The sequence below is a fragment of the Sodalis sp. RH24 genome (genome assembly GCF_047324145.1).
Lineage (GTDB): Bacteria > Pseudomonadota > Gammaproteobacteria > Enterobacterales > Enterobacteriaceae > Acerihabitans.
Genome location: NZ_CP178729.1, coordinates 3,126,609 through 3,148,066, shown reverse-complemented (window position 1 = coordinate 3,148,066; position 21,458 = coordinate 3,126,609). Strand labels below are relative to the sequence as shown.

20 protein-coding genes, 1 tRNA gene and 1 pseudogene are annotated in these 21,458 nt (G+C 55.2%); 12 read left to right on the top strand and 10 right to left on the bottom strand.

Annotated features, from left to right (window positions below):
- Window positions 1–117: 117 nt before the first annotated feature.
- Complete coding sequence (gene rraB, locus ACL2XG_RS14340; RefSeq protein ID WP_410012534.1) at window positions 118–579, top strand: ribonuclease E inhibitor RraB; 462 nt, start codon at window positions 118–120, stop codon at window positions 577–579.
- A gap of 14 nt (window positions 580–593) precedes the next feature.
- On the opposite strand, the gene ACL2XG_RS14335 is transcribed toward rraB, so the two are convergent.
- From ACL2XG_RS14335 to pepA, 4 genes are all read right to left on the bottom strand, one after another.
- The gene (locus ACL2XG_RS14335) at window positions 594–1,100 is read right to left on the bottom strand and encodes a GNAT family N-acetyltransferase (RefSeq protein WP_410012533.1); all 507 of its coding nucleotides are present in this window, start codon (window positions 1,098–1,100) and stop codon (window positions 594–596) included.
- Between the two features lie 341 nt (window positions 1,101–1,441).
- The gene (locus ACL2XG_RS14330; RefSeq protein ID WP_413721889.1) at window positions 1,442–4,297 is read right to left on the bottom strand and encodes a valine--tRNA ligase; all 2,856 of its coding nucleotides are present in this window, start codon (window positions 4,295–4,297) and stop codon (window positions 1,442–1,444) included.
- 13 nt (window positions 4,298–4,310) lie between these two features.
- Window positions 4,311–4,760, bottom strand: coding sequence for a DNA polymerase III subunit chi (locus tag ACL2XG_RS14325; RefSeq protein ID WP_413721890.1), 450 nt, complete (start codon window positions 4,758–4,760; stop codon window positions 4,311–4,313).
- Window positions 4,761–4,844: 84 nt separating this feature from the next.
- Entirely contained in the window at window positions 4,845–6,356 is a 1,512-nt protein-coding gene (pepA, locus tag ACL2XG_RS14320) for a leucyl aminopeptidase (protein ID WP_331122916.1), read from the bottom strand.
- Between the two features lie 283 nt (window positions 6,357–6,639).
- Here pepA and lptF point away from each other — a divergent pair, with 283 nt between their 5' ends.
- Entirely contained in the window at window positions 6,640–7,740 is a 1,101-nt protein-coding gene (gene lptF, locus ACL2XG_RS14315) for an LPS export ABC transporter permease LptF (protein ID WP_410012530.1), read from the top strand.
- Window positions 7,740–8,810 carry an LPS export ABC transporter permease LptG gene (gene lptG, locus ACL2XG_RS14310; protein WP_410012529.1) on the top strand — a complete coding sequence of 357 codons (1,071 nt, stop codon included), beginning with the start codon at window positions 7,740–7,742 and terminating at the stop codon, window positions 8,808–8,810. The genes lptF and lptG overlap by 1 nt, the downstream gene beginning before the upstream one ends.
- 109 nt (window positions 8,811–8,919) lie before the next feature.
- Here lptG and ACL2XG_RS14305 read toward each other — a convergent pair whose 3' ends face one another.
- Window positions 8,920–9,819 carry a LysR family transcriptional regulator gene (locus tag ACL2XG_RS14305; RefSeq protein ID WP_410012528.1) on the bottom strand — a complete coding sequence of 300 codons (900 nt, stop codon included), beginning with the start codon at window positions 9,817–9,819 and terminating at the stop codon, window positions 8,920–8,922.
- 533 nt (window positions 9,820–10,352) lie between these two features.
- Window positions 10,353–10,886, bottom strand: coding sequence for a DUF2501 domain-containing protein (locus tag ACL2XG_RS14300; RefSeq protein ID WP_410012527.1), 534 nt, complete (start codon window positions 10,884–10,886; stop codon window positions 10,353–10,355).
- A 198-nt stretch (window positions 10,887–11,084) separates the two neighbouring features.
- On the opposite strand from ACL2XG_RS14300, the gene nei reads away from it, so the two are divergent.
- From nei to ACL2XG_RS14285, 3 genes are all read left to right on the top strand, one after another.
- Window positions 11,085–11,876 carry an endonuclease VIII gene (gene nei / locus ACL2XG_RS14295; RefSeq protein ID WP_413721891.1) on the top strand — a complete coding sequence of 264 codons (792 nt, stop codon included), beginning with the start codon at window positions 11,085–11,087 and terminating at the stop codon, window positions 11,874–11,876.
- A gap of 156 nt (window positions 11,877–12,032) precedes the next feature.
- Window positions 12,033–12,117, top strand: a tRNA-Leu gene (locus ACL2XG_RS14290).
- 164 nt (window positions 12,118–12,281) lie between these two features.
- Entirely contained in the window at window positions 12,282–13,535 is a 1,254-nt protein-coding gene (locus ACL2XG_RS14285) for a tyrosine-type recombinase/integrase (RefSeq protein WP_413721892.1), read from the top strand.
- A gap of 80 nt (window positions 13,536–13,615) precedes the next feature.
- On the opposite strand, the gene ACL2XG_RS14280 is transcribed toward ACL2XG_RS14285, so the two are convergent.
- From ACL2XG_RS14280 to ACL2XG_RS14265, 4 genes are all read right to left on the bottom strand, one after another.
- Window positions 13,616–14,488: an SIR2 family protein gene (locus tag ACL2XG_RS14280; protein ID WP_413721893.1), complete on the bottom strand. Its 873-nt coding sequence runs from the start codon at window positions 14,486–14,488 to the stop codon at window positions 13,616–13,618.
- Window positions 14,485–15,492 carry a ParA family protein gene (locus ACL2XG_RS14275; protein ID WP_413721894.1) on the bottom strand — a complete coding sequence of 336 codons (1,008 nt, stop codon included), beginning with the start codon at window positions 15,490–15,492 and terminating at the stop codon, window positions 14,485–14,487. The genes ACL2XG_RS14280 and ACL2XG_RS14275 overlap by 4 nt, the downstream gene beginning before the upstream one ends.
- 608 nt (window positions 15,493–16,100) lie before the next feature.
- A complete protein-coding gene (locus ACL2XG_RS14270; protein WP_413721895.1) occupies window positions 16,101–16,913 on the bottom strand; it encodes a hypothetical protein in 813 nt (270 codons plus the stop codon).
- Window positions 16,914–16,928: 15 nt separating this feature from the next.
- Window positions 16,929–17,204 (bottom strand): ogr/Delta-like zinc finger family protein, encoded by a 276-nt coding sequence (locus ACL2XG_RS14265; protein WP_413721896.1) that lies wholly within the window; start codon window positions 17,202–17,204, stop codon window positions 16,929–16,931.
- A gap of 531 nt (window positions 17,205–17,735) precedes the next feature.
- On the opposite strand from ACL2XG_RS14265, the gene ACL2XG_RS14260 reads away from it, so the two are divergent.
- The 6 genes and pseudogenes from ACL2XG_RS14260 to ACL2XG_RS14235 all read left to right on the top strand — a co-directional run bounded on the left by ACL2XG_RS14260 (window position 17,736) and on the right by ACL2XG_RS14235 (window position 21,456).
- A complete protein-coding gene (locus ACL2XG_RS14260; RefSeq protein WP_413721897.1) occupies window positions 17,736–18,002 on the top strand; it encodes a helix-turn-helix transcriptional regulator in 267 nt (88 codons plus the stop codon).
- A pseudogene (locus ACL2XG_RS14255) lies at window positions 17,962–18,351 on the top strand (ash family protein); the annotation flags it as partial. The gene ACL2XG_RS14260 and the pseudogene ACL2XG_RS14255, both read left to right, overlap by 41 nt.
- Before the next feature lie 24 nt (window positions 18,352–18,375).
- On the top strand, window positions 18,376–18,570 hold the full coding sequence (locus ACL2XG_RS14250) for a host cell division inhibitor Icd-like protein (protein WP_413723527.1): 195 nt from the start codon (window positions 18,376–18,378) through the stop codon (window positions 18,568–18,570).
- Window positions 18,567–18,791 (top strand): hypothetical protein, encoded by a 225-nt coding sequence (locus ACL2XG_RS14245; protein WP_010257714.1) that lies wholly within the window; start codon window positions 18,567–18,569, stop codon window positions 18,789–18,791. Before ACL2XG_RS14250 ends, ACL2XG_RS14245 begins: the two co-directional genes overlap by 4 nt.
- Window positions 18,788–19,111: a DUF5375 domain-containing protein gene (locus tag ACL2XG_RS14240; protein ID WP_413721898.1), complete on the top strand. Its 324-nt coding sequence runs from the start codon at window positions 18,788–18,790 to the stop codon at window positions 19,109–19,111. The genes ACL2XG_RS14245 and ACL2XG_RS14240 overlap by 4 nt, the downstream gene beginning before the upstream one ends.
- 14 nt (window positions 19,112–19,125) lie before the next feature.
- On the top strand, window positions 19,126–21,456 hold the full coding sequence (locus ACL2XG_RS14235) for a phage/plasmid primase, P4 family (protein ID WP_413721899.1): 2,331 nt from the start codon (window positions 19,126–19,128) through the stop codon (window positions 21,454–21,456).
- Window positions 21,457–21,458 lie beyond the last annotated feature (2 nt).

The following is a 21,458-nucleotide window of genomic DNA, read 5'->3' as shown; positions in this document are numbered from 1 at the left end:
TGAATATTCAATTTCAAGTGTTGATATCAATTCTTTCATGTTTAAGCTGGAGCCTTACCCCCGGCTGTGGGAAAATAGGTTCCTAACAGGCCGACCGACGCATTGAGGATTGAGGGCATGGCACATCAATTTCTGGAAGAGCAGCGTGACGAAACGCGTTTGATAATCGAAGAGCTGCTGGAAGATGGCAGCGATCCGGAAGCGCTTTACACCATCGAACACCATCTGTCCGCCGAGAATTTCGATACGCTGGAAAAAGCCGCGGTCGAAGCCTTCAAGCTGGGTTATGAAGTCACCGATGCCGAAGAGCTGGAAGTGGAAGACGGCTCCGTGCTGATGTGCTGCGACGCCGTCAGCGAAATCGCGCTGAACGCGGAACTTATCGACACCCAGGTCGAACAGCTGTTTACCCTGGCCGAGCGCCTGGGCGTCAACTATGACGGCTGGGGCACGTATTTTGAAGACGGCGAAGATGACGAAGACGACGAAGCGGATGAGGACGGCGAAGAGGGGATTGACGGCTCGGCCCCGCCGGCGCGCGGCCTTCTGGATCAGGACGACAACGGCACCCGCCACTAAGGCCATACGCGCCGTCAGATCAAAGGCTTAAGCATCGTGACTTCGCAATCCACATGTCCGGTGTGGCCCATCGGCCCGGCGATATGCCCAAACCCCAGCCGTTCATACAGCGCTATGGCCCGGGTCAGGGTGGCGGTGGTTTCCAGGTAACAGTGGGTAAACCCCTGCCCGCGGGCAAAGTCCAGCGCCTTGAGCGCCAGCTCATGGGCCAGGCCGCGTCCGCGCAGGACCGATAAAAAATACATCTTCTGCAGTTCACATATCCCCACATCCGCGCCGGCCAGCGGGGCAATGCCGCCGCCGCCGGCAATCCTGCCTTCAAACTCAATCACCCAGTACGCGCTGCGCGGCTGGCTGTAGAGCTGGTACAGATTATCCAGGTTCGGGTCGGAGACGGTATAGCCTTTATCCGCCGTCAGGCCGAACTCGGCCGATACCTGGCGAATGACGTCGGCAATGGCATGGTTATCTTCCGGCGTAATGGGGCGCACCAGAATATTGACTGAAGTAGCTGTGGACATCGTCATTACCCAAAAAAGAAAAAAGACACTAAGCGTTCTGGATTTATTGTTATGAGTAATAGCATCGCGCGGGCGGCGGATGCAAATAAATTAAACGGCGGTTAAACTTTTGTCGATTGCCGGCAAACCTCCACACGCGCTGAAAGCGGGTGTGCCGGGCCGGGAACCGAGCGAGCGCCCACGTCTTTGCACGACGGCGCGGACGTTGGCACGCGCTTATGGCTCACCTCCGTGTGAGCCATAAGCGCGCTTCTATGTCGCAGGGACGATTTACGCTCGCCCTCATGCCCGCGGGCATGGCCTGACCGGCAAACGCCCGCGGGTGACGCTTTCGTTGTCAGCTATAATTTGGCGATGGTCGCCTGCTGCTCCAGCAGCTTGGCCTTGGCGTCGGCATAACCCGCCAGTTTTTCCCGCTCTTTCGCCACCACCGCTTCCGGCGCGCGGGCGACAAAACCTTCGTTGGACAGCTTGCTCTCGATGCGCCCGATCTCGGTATCGATTTTCAGCACTTCGTTGGCCAGCCGGTCCAGCTCCAGGGCTTTGTCGATAATGCCCGCCATCGGGATCAGCAGTTCGCCTTCCTCCACCAGCTTGACGATGGAGACCGGGCCTTTCTCGCCGTCCGCCAGGATATCCAGGCTCTGCAGCCGCGCCAGCGTCTGGATAAAGCTCTTGTTATCCGCAATCCGCCGGCGGGTCAGCGCCGTGGCGCCGCGCACCAGGACATCCAGCGGTTTGCCGGGGGCGATATTCATCTCGCTGCGAATGGTGCGCACGGCGATAACCAGCTGTTTAATCCATTCCACGTCCGCCAGCGCCTGCGTATCGTCAAGCGTGGCGTCAAACTGCGGGAAGGCTTGCAGCATCAGCGTATCGTCGGTAATGCCCTTGAGCACTTTCACCCGCTGCCAGATGGTTTCGGTAATAAACGGCACTATGGGATGCGCCAGGCGCAGCAGGCCTTCCAGCACCTCCACCAGGGTATGGCGGGTGCCGCGCAATTCGGCCTCGGCGCCGCCGGTCATGACCGGTTTGGTCAGCTCAAGATACCAGTCGCAGAACTGGTTCCAGGTAAAGTCATAGAGGATATTGGCCGCCATATCGAAGCGGTAGCCGTCAAGCGCGTCGCGATAGGCTTTTACCGTACGGTTGAATTCCGCCAGGATCCAGCGGTCCGCCAGCGACAGGCTCATCTCGCCGCCATGCTGGCCGCAATCCTGGTCCTCGGTGTTCATCAGCACAAAGCGGCTGGCGTTCCACAGCTTATTACAAAAGTTGCGATAGCCTTCCAGGCGCTTCATATCCCAGTTGATATCGCGCCCGGTGGAGGCCAGCGCCGCCAGGGTAAAGCGCAGCGCGTCGGTGCCGTGCGGCTCGATGCCGTTGGGGAACTGCTTTTCGGTGCGCTTGCGGATTTTGTCCGCCAGCTGCGGCTGCATCATATTCCCGGTGCGCTTTTCGATAAGCGCCGGCAGCGAGATGCCGTCCACCATGTCCAGCGGGTCGATAACGTTGCCTTTGGATTTCGACATCTTCTGGCCTTCGTCGTCGCGGATAAGGCCGGTCATATACACGGTCTTGAACGGCACCTGCGCACGCCCCTGTTCATCCTTGACGAAATGCATGGTCAGCATGATCATGCGGGCGATCCAGAAGAAGATAATATCAAACCCGCTCACCAGCACGCTGGTGGGGTGGAAGGTCTTCAGCGCCTCGGTCGGCTCCGGCCAGCCCAGGGTGGAGAAGGTCCATAGGCCGGAGGAGAACCAGGTATCCAGCACGTCCTCGTCCTGGCGCAGCGCCACCGAGGCGTCAAGGCCGTTTTCACGGCGCACCTCGGCCTCGTCGCGTCCGACATAGACCTTGCCGGCGGCGTCGTACCAGGCCGGGATGCGATGTCCCCACCACAGCTGGCGGGAAATACACCAGTCCTGGATATCGCGCATCCAGCTGAAATACATATTTTCATACTGCTTCGGCACGAACCGGATAGCGTCGTTTTCCACCGCCTCGATGGCCACCTTGGCCAGCGGCGCGGTACGCACATACCACTGATCGGTCAGCATGGGTTCAATCACCACGCCGCCGCGATCGCCGTAAGGCACGGTCAGGGCATGGGGTTTGATTTCATCAAGCAGGCCCAGGGCGTCGAAGGCGGCGACCACCGCCTTGCGGGCGGCAAAACGCTCCAGGGAGCGGAATTCGGCCGGGATCTCGCCGCTCCAGGCGTCGCTGGCCTCGCCCAGGGTGTCGAAGACTTCCGCCTGTTCGCGGATATCGCCGTCCAGGGTCAGGATATTGATCATCGGCAGGCCGTGGCGCTTGCCGACCTCATAGTCGTTAAAGTCATGGGCCGGGGTGATCTTCACGCAGCCGGTGCCCTTGGTCATATCGGCATGCTCGTCGCCGAGGATGGGGATGCGGCGGCCGACCAGCGGCAACAGGACGAATTTGCCGATCAGGTCTTTATAGCGCGGGTCCGCGGGGTTCACCGCCACGCCGGTATCGCCCAGCATGGTTTCCGGACGGGTGGTGGCCACCACCAGGTAGTCCCGGCCGTCCGCGGTCCTGGCGCCGTCGGCCAGCGGGTAGCGCAGGTGCCACATGGATCCCTGGGATTCGCGGTTTTCCACCTCCAGATCGGAAATGGCGGTGCGCAGCTTGGGATCCCAGTTCACCAGGCGTTTGCCGCGGTAAATCAAATCCTGCTTGAACAGCTGGACGAACACTTCCTTCACCGCCTCGGACAGCCCGGCGTCCATGGTAAAGCGCTCGCGCTCCCAATCCACCGAGGCGCCCAGGCGGCGCATCTGGCGGGTAATGGTGCCGCCGGATTCCGCCTTCCACTGCCAGATTTTTTCGATAAAGGCGTCGCGGCCGTAATCGTGGCGGGTCTTGCCTTCTTCGGCGGCGATTTTACGCTCCACCACCATCTGCGTGGCGATGCCCGCGTGATCGGTCCCCACCTGCCACAGGGTGTTTTTACCCTGCATGCGCTGGTAACGCACGATAATGTCCATAATGGTCTGCTGAAAGGCATGACCCATATGCAGGCTGCCGGTCACGTTCGGCGGCGGGATCATGATGCAGAAGCTTTCTTTGCTGGTATCGTTATGCGGCTTGAAATAGCCCTGTTTTTCCCAGTGCTCGTACAGCGGCTGCTCGATATCGTGCGGGTTATATGTCTTTTCCATTATGCGTCGTATTTCACTGCGTTGGCGGCGTGGCCGTGGTCAATTGGAAGCCGACGCTGCGATAGGCTTTATACCGGTCGCGCGCCAACTGTTTTAATGCGTCTTCGTCCGGGACGAAGTCTATCACTTCATGGAAAGCGGAGGCAAAATCCGCGCACTGCGGCAGCAGGCTTATCAGCAGCTCGCGCGGCGCATTGCCGCGGCGCTTGGGCCAGCACAGCTCCACCGGCGCGCCATAGCGCGGCCCCTCGCCCGCCAGGTTATGGGGAACAAAGGCGGCCGGGTCCCGCTGCCATAAGGCTTCGTCCAGCCTCAGCGCCTGCTCCTCGTCATCACAGGCTATCAGCACCCTTTTACCGGCGCGCCAGTGGAGCGCAGCCAGATCGCAGGCCAGCCACTCCATGGGGCTAAGCCCTTCCTGGAGATCCTGCCGGTCGAGAAGATAAAAGGTTGCGTTTTTCATGTACCGTTTTAGTCAAGCCTGAGGGGGAGAACGGAAAAATAACGGGCGGCCTTAGCCGCCCGGACAAGTTTACCTTTTTTAGGCCTACTCGTCACCGTTGAGACCGGAGCGATTGAGCAGAAACTGCGCCAGCATGGAGACCGGACGCCCGGTGGCGCCCTTGGCCTTGCCCGAACGCCAGGCGGTGCCGGCGATATCCAGATGCGCCCAGCTGTATTTGCGGGCGAAACGGGACAGGAAGCAGCCGGCGGTAATGGCGCCGCCCGGCCGCCCGCCGATATTGGCCATATCGGCGAAATTGGACTCCAGCTGCTCCTGGAACTCATCTCCCAGCGGCAGGCGCCAGGCGCGGTCGCCCGACTGCTCGGCGGCGGCGATCAGCTCGTGGGCCAGCGGATTATGGTTGGACATCAGCCCGGTCAAGTGATGGCCCAGGGCGATAACGCAGGCGCCGGTCAGGGTGGCGACGTCAATCACCAGCTCGGGGTCGAAACGCTCGACATAGGTCAGCGCGTCGCACAGCACCAGCCGCCCCTCGGCGTCGGTATTCAGCACTTCCACCGTCTGGCCGGACAGGGTGGTCAGCACATCGCCGGGACGGAAGGATCGCCCGTCGACCATATTCTCGCATCCCGCCAGCACGCCCACCAGGTTCAGCGGCAGGCTCAGCTCCAGCGCCATGCGCATCACGCCGTACACGGTGGCGGCGCCGCACATATCGTATTTCATTTCGTCCATGCTGTCGGCGGGCTTGATGGAGATGCCGCCGGCATCAAAGGTCAAGCCTTTGCCCACCAGCACGATCGGACGCGCTTCCGGGTCCGGATTGCCCTTATATTCGATAACCGACATCAGAGATTCGTTTTGCGAGCCCTGGCCGACCGCCAGATAGGCGTTCATGCCCAGCTCTTTCATCTGCTGCTCGCCGATAACGCGGGTGGTGGTGGTCTTGCCGTACTTATCCGCCAACTGGCGCGCCTGGGATGCCAGGTAGGCCGGATTGCAGATATTGGGCGGCATATTGCCCAGGTCCTTCGCGGCCTTGATGCCGGAGGCGATGGCCAGTCCATGCTGGATGGCGCGCTCGCCGCCGGTAAGCTCGCGGCGGGTGGGCACGTTAAACACCATCTTGCGCAGCGGCCGGCGCGGTTCGGCCTTATTGCTTTTCAGCTGGTCGAAGGTATAAAGCGACTCTTTGGAGGTTTCCACCGCCTGGCGCACTTTCCAGTAGGTGTTACGCCCCTTGACATGCAGTTCGGTCAAAAAGCAGACGGCTTCCATTGATCCGGTGTCATTCAGCGTATTAATGGTTTTCTGGATCACCTGCTTGTACTGGCGCTCATCCAGCTCGCGTTCCTTGCCGCATCCGATAAGCAGGATACGCTCGGAAAGCACATTGGGAACATGGTGCAGCAGCAATGTCTGGCCCACCTTCCCTTCCAGTTCGCCGCGGCGCAGTAAGGCACTGATATAACCATCGCTGATTTTGTCGAGCTGTTCGGCAATCGGCGACAGACGGCGCGGTTCGAAGACGCCGACGACAATACAGGCACTGCGTTGTTTTTCCGGGCTACCGCTTTTTACACTGAACTCCATGCACTCTCCTGAATCTTAAAGACAAAGACGGCCAACCGGGATAAAATATTTCATTCCCTATCGTATCCCCCGCCTTTGCATTAACTCTTATGTGTTAATCTGAACGACGCAAAGGACGTTATTCCGGCAATAATCAGTGCGTTCTCATAGCACAGCCGAACGCTTAATGTTGTTATACTCTATCTGGCGATAAAGGTGACTAATTGATACGCATTAATAGTGCATTAGCGAAGAAATTATCGATTTTCCTGCAAAAAGACAAGTTTTCACAGGCGAAATAAGCGTGATCATCATTAGATATCTGGTTCGGGAAACCTTTAAAAGCCAGCTGGCCATCCTGTTTATCCTGCTGCTGATTTTTTTCTGTCAGAAGCTGGTGCGGGTCCTGGGCGCGGCGGTAGACGGCGATATCCCGACAAACCTGGTGTTATCCCTGCTCGGTTTAGGCGTGCCGGAAATGGCGCAGTTGATTCTTCCCCTTAGCCTGTTCCTTGGGTTACTGATGACCCTGAGCCGGTTGTATGCCGAAAGTGAAATAACCGTCATGCACGCATGCGGGCTGGGCAAGAGCGTACTGATCAAGGCGGCGCTGCTGTTAAGCGTGCTGACGGCGTTATTCGCGGCCGCCAATGTCATCTGGCTGTCGCCCTGGTCGTCACGGCACCAGGACGAGGTGCTGGCGGAGGCCAAGGCCAACCCCAGCATGGCGGCCATGGTGGGCGGGCAGTTCCAGGCGGCGCAAAACGGCAACTCCGTCCTCTTTGTCGGCAACGTCAAAGGGCAGGAATTCCAGAACGTCTTCCTGGCGCAACTGCGCCCGCATGGTAATTCGCGCCCCTCGGTGGTGGTGGCGGACCAGGGCCATATGACCCAGCGTCCCGACGGCTCGCAGGTGGTTAACCTCAATAAAGGCACCCGCTACGAGGGCACCGCGCTGCTGCGTGATTTTCGCATTACCGATTTTACCCAGTACCAGGCGGTCATCGGCCACCAGGCGGTATCGGTGAACAACAACGACGCCGAGCAGATGACCCTGCAGGCCCTGTGGCAATCCAGCCAGCCGGAAGCGCGCGCGGAGCTGCAGTGGCGCCTTACCCTTATCATATCGGTGTTTATCATGGCTATCATGGTGGTGCCGCTCAGCGCGGTCAACCCGCGCCAGGGCAGGGTATTAAGCATGCTGCCCGCAATGCTGCTGTACCTGGTGTTCTTTTTGCTGCAAAGCTCGCTGCGCTCCAACGGCGCCAAGGGCAAGCTTGATCCGGTGATATGGATGTGGCTGGTCAACCTGGCCTACCTGGGCATCGCCCTGCTGCTTAACCTGTGGGACAGCGTACCGTTCAGACGGGCGCGCGAACGTTTACATATCAGAGGAGCGGCCTGATGTTTGGAGTACTGGACCGCTATATCGGTAAAACCATCTTCAACACCATCATGATGACCCTGTTCATGCTGGTGTCGTTGTCGGGCATCATCAAATTCGTCGATCAGCTGCGCAAGGTGGGGCAGGGCGATTACTCCGCGGCGGGCGCCGGGCTCTATACCCTGCTGAGCGTGCCGAAGGATATTGAAATCTTTTTCCCGATGGCGGCGCTGCTCGGCGCGCTGATGGGGCTCGGCACTTTGGCCAGCCGCAGCGAGCTGGTGGTGATGCAAGCCTCCGGTTTCACCCGCATGCAAATCGCCGCGGCGGTAATGAAAACCGCCATCCCGCTGGTGCTGCTGACCATGGCCATCGGCGAATGGGTCGCCCCCCAGGGCGAGCAGATGGCGCGTAATTTCCGCTCGCAGTCGTTATACGGCGGCTCCATGCTGTCGGTGCAAAACGGTCTCTGGGCCAAGGACGGCAGCGATTTTATCTACATCGAGCGGGTGGTCAGCGACAACCAGCTGTCGGGGGTGAATATCTATCACTTCAACCACGAGAACCGCCTGCAGACGCTGCGCTACGCCGCCAGCGCCACCTTTACCGACGGCACCTGGCGCCTGGCGCAGGTGGATGAATCCGACCTGACCGACAGCCAGCAGATCACCGGCCGGCAAACGCTCAGCGGGGAATGGAAAACCAACCTCACCCCCGATAAGCTGGGCGTGGTGGCGCTCGACCCGGAATCACTGTCTATTTCCGGGCTATACGATTATGTCAAATATCTCAAGCAGAGCGGGCAGGAAGCCAGCCGCTACCAGCTGAATATGTGGAGCAAGATCTTCTCGCCCTTCTCGGTGGCGGTGATGATGCTGATGGCCCTGTCGTTTATTTTCGGCCCGCTGCGCAGCGTGGCGATGGGCGTGCGGATGATCACCGGTATCAGCTTCGGCTTCTTGTTCTACGTGTTGGATCAGATCTTCGGACCGCTCAGCCTGGTGTACAATATGCCGCCGCTGTTCGGCGCGCTGCTCCCCAGCATGGCCTTCCTGGTGATAAGCGTGGCGTTGCTCTTGAAGAAACGGTAAAGATATCCCGACGCGCTAACAGGCAAAACCTGTTAGCGCCGGGTTGGATTGGCGCAGGCCCATTGCATCGACCTTCAGATTCAGCTCTCTTATTACAACCGTAAAAAACTCATTTAATACTCTCGACAAACATCACCTTGGTCAGGTCGCGCAGCCATTTATGGCAGGGCGAGTGATTATGCTTGGAATGCCAAGCCTGGATGATGCTGCGTTTGCCCAAATCAAAATCGGCGCTGAAAAACTCCACCGCGATATTCAGTTTACGCAGGTTATTCACCACAAAATCCGGCACGATGGCCAGCGCGTCGGAATGGGTAATGGCGTTCATGGTGGCCATATAACCGGGCGTGGTGCCCATCACATGGCGCGTGGACCAAAAATATTTCATTGCTTCGTCCGACCCGGCCGGGTATTTTTCCTTGGTCTGGACAAAATGATATTTCAACAAGTTATCCATATTTTTATCCCCACAAATAATAGGGTGACCGCAGCGGCACATAAAATAACATTTGGCCGAGTGAATGGTGCGGATGGTAATTTCCGGATTGAGATCGCGCATTTCGCCAATGTAGAGATCAATATCGTTGGAGCGCAGGAAATCATCATCAAATTCCGAATCATGTACCATATTAATAAAGACATTCGGCGCACTGCGCTGTATTTCGCTGAATAACGAGGCGTTAAGGGTAAAGACGATGGTGGCGTTCGCCGCGATGGTGAAGGACACCGTGGTGGTATGGGGTTCAAAGGCCATATTGGTATTGAGCATCGACTCAATGCGGTTGACCAGTTGGCGCACATCCTCCTTAAGTGCGATAGCCTTGGGCGTGGGGATCAGTTTTGTGCCGCTGCGCACCAGGATGGGATCGTTGAACAGCCCCCGAATCTTATTCAGCGATTTGCTGATGGCCGGCGCGGTGACGTTCAGTTTCCTGGCCGCCAGATTTACGCTACAGTCTTCCAGCAGCGCATTGAGTACTATCAATAAATTGAAATCAAAGTTATTCATATAATTGTCATGATCTAGAACGCTGGTTTGAGGGATATCCGATAGCTAAACGGATATAAATGCAAAATAAATTATTATCCTGCTTCTACTGCTCCTATATATCGATAGCATGAGAATTATTAACGTACTGCTTTCAGTGACTAATGATTTTATCTTTTATTTTTTAACGATGACAAGGCGAAAATATCTCCAACGAAATGCCTCAGCGCCGGAGAAGGCCATAAAATGACCGCGAAAGGGCGCTGGCGCTGGCATGTCTTGCCATTATTGTTGCGTTTCATAATATAGTTAATTGAGTGTAAATAGCATGATATTAATATTATGTTTACCATGTGAAGGGCGGTTTTATGATAACCGAATATAAGCGGGGGAGGGAAACTAATACACACAAACTGACTGTGGATGTGCCTTATGTTGAACTTAGTCTGAGAATTGCAACTACCCTTTAGTATAGGTGGCGTTGTCGCCCGCGGGCATATGCCATGCCGGACGGCGTATCCGGCGCGGTAGTTCCCGCGCCTTATCCCGCGCGGTCAGGAAATGAAATTCTTGCTTTGTTTCAGCACCACATCGCAGGCCTTGGTTTTCACCTTCTGCCCCAGTTGGGAATTGCTCAGATCGTTAAGATTCACCTGGCCGTTTTTACCGGTGGTCAGCAGGCCGCCCAGGCCTTCCTGATAATCCTGGCTTTTGGCGTTGGCGGTGCTGGTAATCCCCAGCTTGCCAAGCAACTGGTCCTTCAGCGTCGAGGTGCCGTTGGCGGACAGCAGGTTATTTTTAACACAGTATTGCAGCACGCCGGCGGCATTGGTCATGCTGCTGGAGCTTAACGCCTTGTCGCCGCCGTTCAGCAGGCCCGACAGGGCGGCCAGTGAACTGGCGTTATTGCCGGTGGTGGCGCCGGCGGTGCCGGACCCGTTGCCGGTGGAGGATTTATTCAGCTCGGTAACCGCGCTGTTAACCGAATCCATCCAGTTGCCGGCCGCCTGGGCCACGCCCGAGGCCAAACCGGTGCAGAGCGCGGCGGCAACGGCCAGCGCCATTAACCTGCGGTGGGTTGTGATCATAATAAGCATACTCCTGAAATAGTCGCGCCGGACGCGCCGGCTGTTAATCTGCGAATAACCTACCCCACACGCGCGCCGCACCGCCAGCGCGGACGGGTGAAAACCCCCCGCCGGACGGCAAATTAAGACTATTCCCGACGGCCGGTGCTATCTTAAGTACAGAAACGAAACATAAACGGAACATAACGGAGTGCAGCAATGCCGGAAGGACCGGAAATCCGCCGCGCCGCCGATACCCTGCTGGCGGCGATGGCAAACAGGCCCATAACCCGTGCCTGGTTCGCTTTTCCCCACCTTAAGCCTTATGAGGACGGATTGGTGGGGCAGCATATCGAGAAAATCGATACCCGGGGCAAAGCCCTGCTGACCTGGTTTTCCAATGGCCAGGTGCTTTACAGCCATAACCAGCTCTATGGCGTCTGGCGGGTGGCCGCGGCCGGGGAATCACCGGTCACCAAACGCGATCTGCGGGTGCGCCTGGAAAACGCCGACCAGGCCATCCTGCTCTACAGCGCCTCGGATATCAAAATCCTCAGCGCCGATGAACTGGCCGCGCATCCGTTTTTACTGCGCATCGGTCCCGACGCCCTGGATATGGCCCTGACGGTGGACGAGGTCATCGATCGCCTATCGTCGCCCCGCTTTAGCGGCCGCCAGTTCGGCGGCCTGCTGCTGGACCAGTCGTTTATCGCTGGCCTGGGCAACTACCTGCGGGTGGAGATTCTCTGGCAGGCGGGCCTGACCGCGCAGCACAAGGCGCGTGATTTAAGCGCGCAGCAGCTGCGCCGCCTGTGCGAGGCCATCCTTGACATCCCGCGCTTGTCCTACGCCACCCGGGGACAAAGCGATATCAATAAGCACCACGGCGCGGTGTTCCGCTTCCGGGTCTTTCACCGTGCGGGCAAGCCCTGCGAGCGCTGCGGCCGGCCGATAGAAAAAACCACGGTGGCATCGCGGCCGTTTTACTGGTGCCCGGGATGCCAGCGGTAAAAAAACGCCGGCGCGGGATAAGATTCACATGCCGGCCGCATGAATCCGCCCGGAAGGGTGTTTTTTCAGCAGTCGGCAGCACCTGAAGCTGATTAGTATTGCGCCGGGATGCGTTAACGGTATAATGCACCTCGTTTTCCGTATACTAACTTCAGTGCCGAAGTGGCGAAATCGGTAGACGCAGTTGATTCAAAATCAACCGCCTTCGGGCATGCCGGTTCGATTCCGGCCTTCGGCACCAGTATCCTGTCCATCCCCGTCCGGGGAAGTCCAAAAAAACCTTTAAAATCAACATGCAGTCTGATTTTATCATCCTGTATCGTCCGGGAACATCCGTTGCAATCCAGACCATGCTGGGGGCATAATTGGGGGCATCCTTACTTCGATAAGAAATGTGCCCCCAATATGAAACTGAACGCCCGCCAGGTCGACACTGCAAAGCCTAAAGAAAAAACCTATAAAATGGCTGATGGTGGCGGTTTGTATCTCGAGGTCACGACTAAAGGATCAAAATACTGGCGTATGAAGTACCGACGCCCAGCCGACAAAAAAGAAGACCGGCTTGCCTTTGGCGTCTGGCCGACAGTAACGCTTGCTGAGGCACGTGCTAAGCGTGACGAAGCTAAAAAGATGTTAGGGCAGGGGATTGACCCCAAAGCTGAACAGAAAGAAGCCCAGGCTGAAAATGCGGGTGCTTACACTTTTGAAAAGATCGCCCGCGAATGGCATGCGAGTAACAAGCGCTGGAGTGATGACCATCGTTCAAGGATCCTGCGCTATCTCGAACTGTATATTTTTCCTCATATTGGTTCAGCAGATGTTCGTAAGCTGAAAACCAGCCAGCTGTTAGCACCTATTAAGGCCGTTGATGCCAGTGGCAGGCATGATGTCGCTCAGCGTCTTCAGCAGCGTGTAACTGCGATAATGCGCTATGCCGTGCAAAACGATTACATTGAATCTAATCCCGCTGTTGATATGGCTGGGGCACTTTCTACGGTTAAGGCTCGTCATTACCCCGCATTACCTTTCAACCGTTTTCCTGAGTTTCTTGAGCGCCTTGCTGCATACCGTGGGCGTAACATGACACGTATAGCTGTCGAGCTTTCATTGCTGACCTTTGTCCGTTCCAGTGAGTTGCGCTTTGCCCGATGGGATGAGTTCGATTTCAAAAGGGCTTTATGGAAAATTCCTGCTCAGCGTAAAGAGATAGAAGGAGTTCGTTATTCTCATCGTGGCATGAAGATGAAAGAGGAGCATCTCGTACCGCTAAGCCGTCAGGTTTTGGCCCTGCTGGAAAAGTTGAAGCAGTTAAGCGGTGACAACGAGAGACTCTTTCCCGGCGATCACGATCCTAAAAAAGTCATGAGCGAAAACACGGTTAACAATGCTCTTCGCGCTATGGGGTATGACACAAAAACTGAAGTTTGCGGGCATGGCTTCAGGACAATGGCACGAGGTGCGCTGGGTGAGTCGGGATTATGGAGCGATGATGCGATAGAACGGCAGTTGAGCCACTCCGAGCGTAACAATGTGCGTGCGGCATATATTCATACTTCTGAGCATTTGGATGAGCGTAGGCTTATGATTCAATGGTGGGCGGATTATCTTTATACTAATAAAAATCATTCGGTTTCTCCTTATGAATTTTCAAAATCCTGAGCCATTATGATTTTTCAAACCAAAAGACGGCACTAAATTTAAACTTAGCGCCGTTAATATTTGGTGTTGTAATACACTCCCTACCAATTCATATTCTCTTTTAACTCAATTCTTGCTGCTTCAACCAATTGAACTAGTTCCGTCAAACCATCAGTTAATTCTTGATGACTTCCTTTACTAGATTTGTAAACCAACATATTAACGTTTAGAGTCTGCTCTATTACTGGCATCATATCTTTATGGAGGCTTTTATCTGACATAACCATAAAGTGAGGCTTTACAGCACTGTGTTTGAAAAACGCATCCTCTAAAAGTAGCCTTATGTCGGGATCATTAGCGCCACAACCGATAAATAGGAAGGTATGAGTTAGACCCAAGGCATTCAAAATTTCATAGAAATCTCTATATCCAGAGCGAGCACTAGCATAATCAGATCTAGAGAAAATTAATTTTGATGTGTTGTCAATCGTGCCATGTATTTTTAGAATAACTCTTCCGCTTTCCTTAATCGCAGATGCTATATCCGAATCATAGTAATTTTTAACGCTTACTGTACCTTCTGTTTCACGAGTAACATAAGTCTCGTAAATCTTGTCAAAATTAGGAGTAACAACTATTCTACAGTCAAGTTTGAATAACTGCTCATGGATGATTGCTTTAGTAAACTGAGGGTGCAGGAACGCCTCTTTAGCAATATGGTCAAACCTACCACGAGGTAATTTAGATTTAATCAATTCGCAAGCTGTAAGATAATCCTCATTGTTTATAAGTTTTCTAATCTGCCTGACAGATGCATCTGTTAATTCAGGTAAACAATTTTCTAAAAATGCACGCCAACTAGGTGGGCGAACTCCTCTATGACCTTCGCTATTCATTGAAACGCCAGCACCTAGAAATAGAATGCACTTTCTCCTGGCTAAGTCAGATACTAAGCTTTTATCCCATTTAATCATGACTTTATCGCCTCAATATTACTCAATATTCTTTGGCAGATACTTGAAAATAATTCTCTAGCATCATTGACCTTTGAAAAGTGAGAGCCAACTACACCATCTTTATTTTTCAGAGAAAATATTGGAGAGTTTGCTAATTGCGACAATGGGATAAGGCTGTACATATTTTCTATTTGCCCCAATTCAAAATCAATATTTACTTTACTCGAGTAATTATTTATGATTTCTGCTTTTATAATCTTAGGGACTTTCAAAGCTATTTTTTCATAGGCGTTAACTTTAACTTTTTCGCCCCTAACAGTTTTACCGCGATATTGTTGCATTGCATAACCCAAAAATTGCAAATTACACTGCAAACTTTTATTATTAATTGTATATTCTTCATTTTCATCTTTTTGGTAATTTTTCAACCCACTTTTTATACCACTCATCCAGTTCTTTAGTGAGAGGTTTATATTGTTAAGTGCTAGTAGGCTAAACATATCTACGGACATTGGGATTATAAAATAATCGCAAGAAATTATGATTGCTCTGTTTAGAGCTCCTAGGGATGGGCCAACATCATACAGAACATAATCATAATCTTCATACAACGATGATAAATGAGAGAAAACAAATGTAGTCTGTATTCCTCTAGGCTTTCCAGCAACTGCTGGATCCCAGTCAGACGCTAAAAAGTCTTCACTAAGGGCTAATTTAGGATCACCAGGAATAAGATCAAAACCGAATCTATCAGTTTTTAATGGGGCAACTCGTTCGCTGACGTATCCCTTACCACGTCGAATAGGAGTCAGAAAGTTCTCTATTGTTTGCCTTTTTTCATTTCCATATATTTCTGATAACTTTTGTTCTCCAAGGCTATATGAAGTCGTATTACATTGTGGGTCGGCATCAATAACTAAAACCTTTTTATGAAGTTCAATACTCAGGTAAGCGGCAACATTACATAATAGTGTCGTCTTCCCAACACCGCCTTTGTTATTGAAAAATACTATGCTTTCCATACTAGCACCCTAATTAAATTTAATTTAAGAAGTTATGTGATTAACAGGATTTCCCACTTGCATTAGCGGTTTAGTATGGATCACTGTTAAGAAAAATTGTATCAATTTTTTTTGGTAATTTATTAGGTTGGTACGCTGCTAAAGCTCGATGAGATTCTTCATGGTTTTTTATACTTAAAGTTTGGTTTTTTAGAGTTTTTATTGGTGCAAGATTCCATTCATCGGCATAGATGACTATTTTGGGAAATAACCGATGAGTTGATTTTTTGATTGTAATCACATAACCCTTACGAATTAACCAAAAAATTCGATCAGAACTTTAATTTTTAGCATCTTTTGGAAATAGCCATTGATAATGAATTACTCTTTATAAAACCTTGTTGCGCGCGCTCGTAGCCCCGCCACGCCTGCGCACTTCATGCAGTGGTTTTCATGCACCTGCATGAGTGGCTCCTGGCCGCGCCGCAGCTGGCCTTTCCAGCCGTTCCGGGATGCCTGAAACTCATGCGTTTTCATGCAGCATAGACATGCACGCTCCCTTCGGTAATTAGCGGACACAAAAAAGCCCGGCGCGTAACCGGGCATCAGTTAGGGGTTATCTCTCTGGCTCAGAAAATTTTGCGCTTGCGCCGGTCGGTTCTGGCCCCTCTGAAAGGGTAAGCGCCGGTCAGGCTGATGACGTCATCCCGGAATTTCAGCGGCAGTTTTTTATGCGTCCACTTTTCAATGAGGTTCACTGCAAATTTTCGATACAGCGTATCTGCATCATTTGCACCTTCGATAACGCCCGGCGCATAGACTGAGCCATTACGCTCAAACTGACAGTACTTCATCCTGAGCAGACTGCTCAGTTCAACGCCATGGACGATAAAAAATTCATCAATGAGCGTGTCGATACGTTCGTCCATGATGCCCTCGTGACAGAACACGTAGGCATTGGCTTTGCGTCCGGTGGCGTCGGCCAGAGCAGGTAACTGCTTTTCTTTTTCGGCAATCAAGCCGGAAAGGTCTGATGCCGTTTCCTGCTGTTCCAGATACTCCGCGCGCAGCGCCTTCATCTCCGGCGTGACGGTGCCGACGCTCTGCTCAAGCAGTTCACGAAAGCGCGCCCGGTTGTCCTGACTTGCCTGCTCCGTTTCGGTTCTGCTCTGGCGCAACGCGCTGATGGTGTCCTCAGCGGCGGCTTCTGCCTGTTTTGCTTCCAGCCAGGCCAGCATTTTACCCTGGAGGTCCTGGACGCGGGGTTGCCAGCCAGCAGGAAGGCTCTTTACCAGCCTGGTTGTATGGCTGATAACGTCGGCCTCGGGCAGCTTCAGAAGCCACCCCGCATCCTGCAGCGGTTTCTGGCTTTTTACCACGAGCGAGCCAACGAATTCAGCGATTGTCTTCATCTCTTCTTCTGTCATGTTCTGCTGTGTCATGCTTTTTTCTCTCTGTCAGGGCTGTGCGTGGCGGTCGCGGCGGGCGCAGGCGTCGCCATAACGGCCCAGCGTCTGCGGCTGGCGAACCGGCACGTCATTCTGCTGTTCCGGCTCTGCGACCTTGGGCCTGTGCGGCTTCATGATGATTTTCTCGACGCTCTCCAGCGCGGTGAACGTGCAGGAGCAGTCGAGGTTCTGGCACTGGTACCAGGTACGCTTTACGGAGGGCGCTTCATAAGCGCTGGTGCGGGTGTGGGCTACCTGACCACATTCGGGACATTTCAGGGCCATCTCGTTTCCTGTCGGCTGGTTTCAGTAAGTCAATTGTGCCGGGTCTGGCACAGCGGCTTCTACCGGAGGGCGTTGTATGACGGACCAGACAAAAGCATTACTTCTGGCGAGCCAGGAAAGGTCTCACTGAAGCCTGTTATCAGCTTTCAGTTTTATATAAATCCTTCACTATTCTTCACCAGAAAGAAAAAAATAGTAAATACAGTAAATTAAGAGGTGATGAGTGAAAAATTAATCCTTCACCCTCTGTTCACCATTGTTCATCGTCGGGATTCCGGCCTTATTCGCCCTTTAGAATGAGTAGTTTTTAAAATCTGACTGAAGCAAACTTAAAGTTATTGGATAAAACCTTATTAGTACTCTTTAGCACTATTTAGTACTGTTCTCGTACACCTATTCTTTATGTGGTTTTTGTGCGACCTGCCAGACAGATTTCTGTTGTTGTCACCGGCAAAAATATTCGCAAAATAAAGAGCTACCCGATGCCGTACACACCTGTGCGGCGCTTAACGGATACAAAAGAGGTAGCTCATGCACACGACTTCAAACGCTCATTCTTCCGCCCCGGCGGCCCCTGTCATGCCGGTATCATTCCCGGTCCAGGAACGCTTTATGCGCCTGCCGGAGGTGATCCACGTCTGCGGCCTGTCCCGCTCAACCATTTACGACCTTATCAGCCGCAACGCTTTTCCGGCACAGGTGTCGCTTGGCGGCAAGAACGTCGCGTGGCTTGCCAGCGAAGTCAGCGCCTGGATGAATGCACGCATCGCTGCACGCAGTCAGGAACGGGCGGCATGATCTTCACCAACTGTTGAGATTTTCCGCCATGCTGCATTTTCCTGTGTTCCCCGGCTTGCGCGCCGGGGCCATTCCTTGGTACAGTCTCTTTGCTGTCGCAAAATCGGCAGCCGGGCGTGGAAACCCGAGCAAAACAAAGGCGACACCAGACGCGCCATGCGTCTTTTTTTGTGTCTGTGCCCATGTGCACCCATTTTTCGGGCGGCGGTTCTGTTTCCGCTGTGCCTTCTGCGTAATGGTGGCCCGGGCGGGGCAGCCTTCGGGCTGGCCGGTTTCCTTTGTTGCCGGTATTTCCACCCCCGTCCGGGCTGCCACCCATGAGCGTGGAAACTCTGGTGGTAGCTGTAAAAAGCTAACAAAGGAGTTTGCCCCTATGGCTGCGGTTCTTAATCCCCCATACCCTCAGTTTGTTTTCGTCTTTGCCGCCGTGCGCCGCACTGAACGCCAGCAGCGTATCCACATGCTTCGCACCGTTGCCGCTGACGAACGCGCCGCACGCCTGCTACTGTCCCGCGATTACGTGCTGTCACTTGCCGCCCGCCTGCCGGTACGGGAGGTGCGCGCATGACTCACGCCACGATTTCCCACGCCGACCTGTTACGCCTTGAGCACCTGCGTAACGCCGGGCGCTTTATAAGCGACATGACCCTGCTTCAGGAGTGCCATGAACAGCCACCGGCCACACAGCAGGCGCAGCTGAACTCGCTGATTTTCCTCATCACCGAGCAGCTGGACGGGGTGGTAAACCGCTGTCAGGACGGCTGGATGAACGGGGAGGTTGAGCCATGAGCACACGTACCCTTTCCCCCGAACTGCGTTCCGCGCTGTCCCGCCGCGCGGTGGCCTGCGCCTGGCTGACCGTCTGCCGCGAACAGAAGCGCTATCCCGGCCTGACGCTGGTGCGTCTTGAGCACGCCATTGAATCCGAGCTGGAGGGCTTCTACCTGCGCCAGCACGGACGCCAGCGCGGTCAGGAAATTGCCTGCGCGCTGCTCGACGACCTGCTGGCCGCCGGGCCGCTCAAGTCGGCCCCATGCCTGAGCTTTCTGGGGCAGGTGGTGATGGATGAACTCTGCGGGCGCCTCAAAGACGCGCCGGTGCTGCATTAGGGGAGAAAAGAATAATGAAAATGACCGTATCAGACGCGGCAAAAGCCGCACAGGGCCAGTGGCCCCGCATCCTGCCCGCGCTGGGCGTGAAGGTGGTGAAGAACCGTCATACCTCCTGCCCGGTATGCGGCGGAACCGACCGCTTCCGCTTTGACGACCAGGAGGGGCGCGGCACGTGGATTTGTAATCAGTGCGGTGCCGGTGACGGCATGGACCTGGTGAAAAAGGCCCTCTCACTGAGCCTGACCGAAGCCGCCGCGCGGGTAAACGGCCTGACCGGCAGCCTGCCAGAGGTGGACAGTACGCCTGTCGCCAGCGCGGGAGAAGATAACGAAGCCGCACGCGCCGCCGCCGTGAAGCAGGCCCGGCAGCTGGTCAGCAGTGCGCAGCAGGCAACCGGCAACGCTTACCTGTCCCGCAAGGGCTGGCCGGAGCAGCCCTGCCTGACGCTGGCGAAGCCGCAGAAAGTCGCGCTCACGGCCTATCGTGCCGGTGATTTGCTAGTTCCCCTTCACGATACGGGCGGCCAGCTGGTGAACGTGCAGCTGATTAACGCCGCGGGTGAAAAGCGCACGCTGAAGGGCGGACAGGTAAAAGGCGCGTGCCACGTCCTCAGCACCGGCAAACCGGCAGCGCGTATCTGGCTGACGGAGGGCTACGCCACCGGCCTGACGGTGCACAACCTGACCGGGGATGAGGTGTGGATTGCCCTGTCGTCCGTTAACCTCCTTTCTCTGGCTGGCCTTGCCCGTGAAAAGCACGCCGCAATGCCGCTGTTGATTGCCGCCGACCGCGACCTGAACGGCAACGGCCAGAAGAAAGCAAAGCAGGCCGCTGAAGCCAGCCACGCAGTCGTGGCCCTGCCGCCGGTGTTCGGTGACTGGAATGACGCTTTTATGCAGCACGGTGAGGAGAACACTCGGCGTGCGCTGGCCGAAGCCGCCACGCCGACCACCGCCAGTCCGTTCGACGTAATGAGCGAGGCGGAATTTTCGGCCATGAGCGCCAGTGAGAAGGCGGAGCGCGTGGCGGAGCACTACCGCAGCGCGCTGGCCGTGGACGCCAGCGGGGAAATTCTGTCACGCTACCGCTACGGCGCGTGGAAGGTGATTTCCGGGAAGCAGTTTGAGCGCGACGTGGCGAAGCTGTTTCAGCGCCTGCGCGCGCCGTTTTCGGCGGGCAAGATTTCGGGCGTGGTGGACACGCTGAAGCTGATGCTGCCGCAGCAGGCCGACCCGGCGCGCCGCCTGATTGGCTTCCGTAATGGCGTGCTGGACACCCGCACCGGCGGCTTCAGCCCGCACAGTAAAGACTTCTGGCTGCGCACGGTCAGCGAGGTGGACTACACAAAGCCCGTTCAGGGTGAAACGCTGGCAGACCATGCGCCGCACTTCTGGCAGTGGCTCGACCGCGCCGCCGGACGGGACCCGGCCAAACGCGACATTATTCTGGCCGCGCTGTTTATGGTGCTGGCGAACCGCTATGACTGGCAGCTGTTTCTGGAGGTCACCGGCCCCGGCGGCAGCGGCAAGAGCATCATGGCGGAAATCGCCACCATGCTGGCCGGAACGGACAACACCACTTCAGCAACTATCGAAACGCTGGAGTCGTCGCGCGAACGTGCGGCGGTGATTGGGTATTCGCTGATTATCCTGCCCGACCAGGAAAAGTGGAGCGGCGACGGCGCGGGCATCAAGGCGATTACCGGCGGCGATGCGGTATCCGTTGACCCGAAGTACCGCGACGCCTATTCAACCCATATCCCGGCTGTGATTCTGGCGGTGAACAACAACCCGATGCGCTTTACCGACCGCAGCGGGGGCGTGTCGCGTCGCCGGGTAATCCTGCACTTCCCGGAGATCATCCCGGCAGACGAGCGCGACCCGCAGCTGAAGGAGAAAATCAGCGGTGAGCTGGCCGTTATCGTGCGCCAGCTAATGCAGCAGTTCAGTCAGCCACAGCAGGCTAGGTCGCTGCTTCAGTCGCAGCAGAACTCTGACGAGGCCATGCGCATCAAGCGAGATGCGGACCCGATGGTGGACTTCTGCGGCTACCTGTTCACCACGCCGGAGCCAAATGCGCTCTATATGGGGAACGCCAGTATCAGGCCGCTTCAGCCCAGGCGTTACCTCTATCACGCCTATCTTGCTTACATGGAGGCCAACGGCTACAGGAACCCGCTCAGCATGAAGATGTTCAGCCTGTCGCTTGAGAACATTATGCGGGAGTACGGACAACACTACATGAAGCGCCGGACAAAGCTGGGGATACAGACAAACCTTGATCTGACAGAAGAAAGCAGCGCTGACTGGCTGCCGAAGTGCGATGACCCTGCAGCGGCATGAAT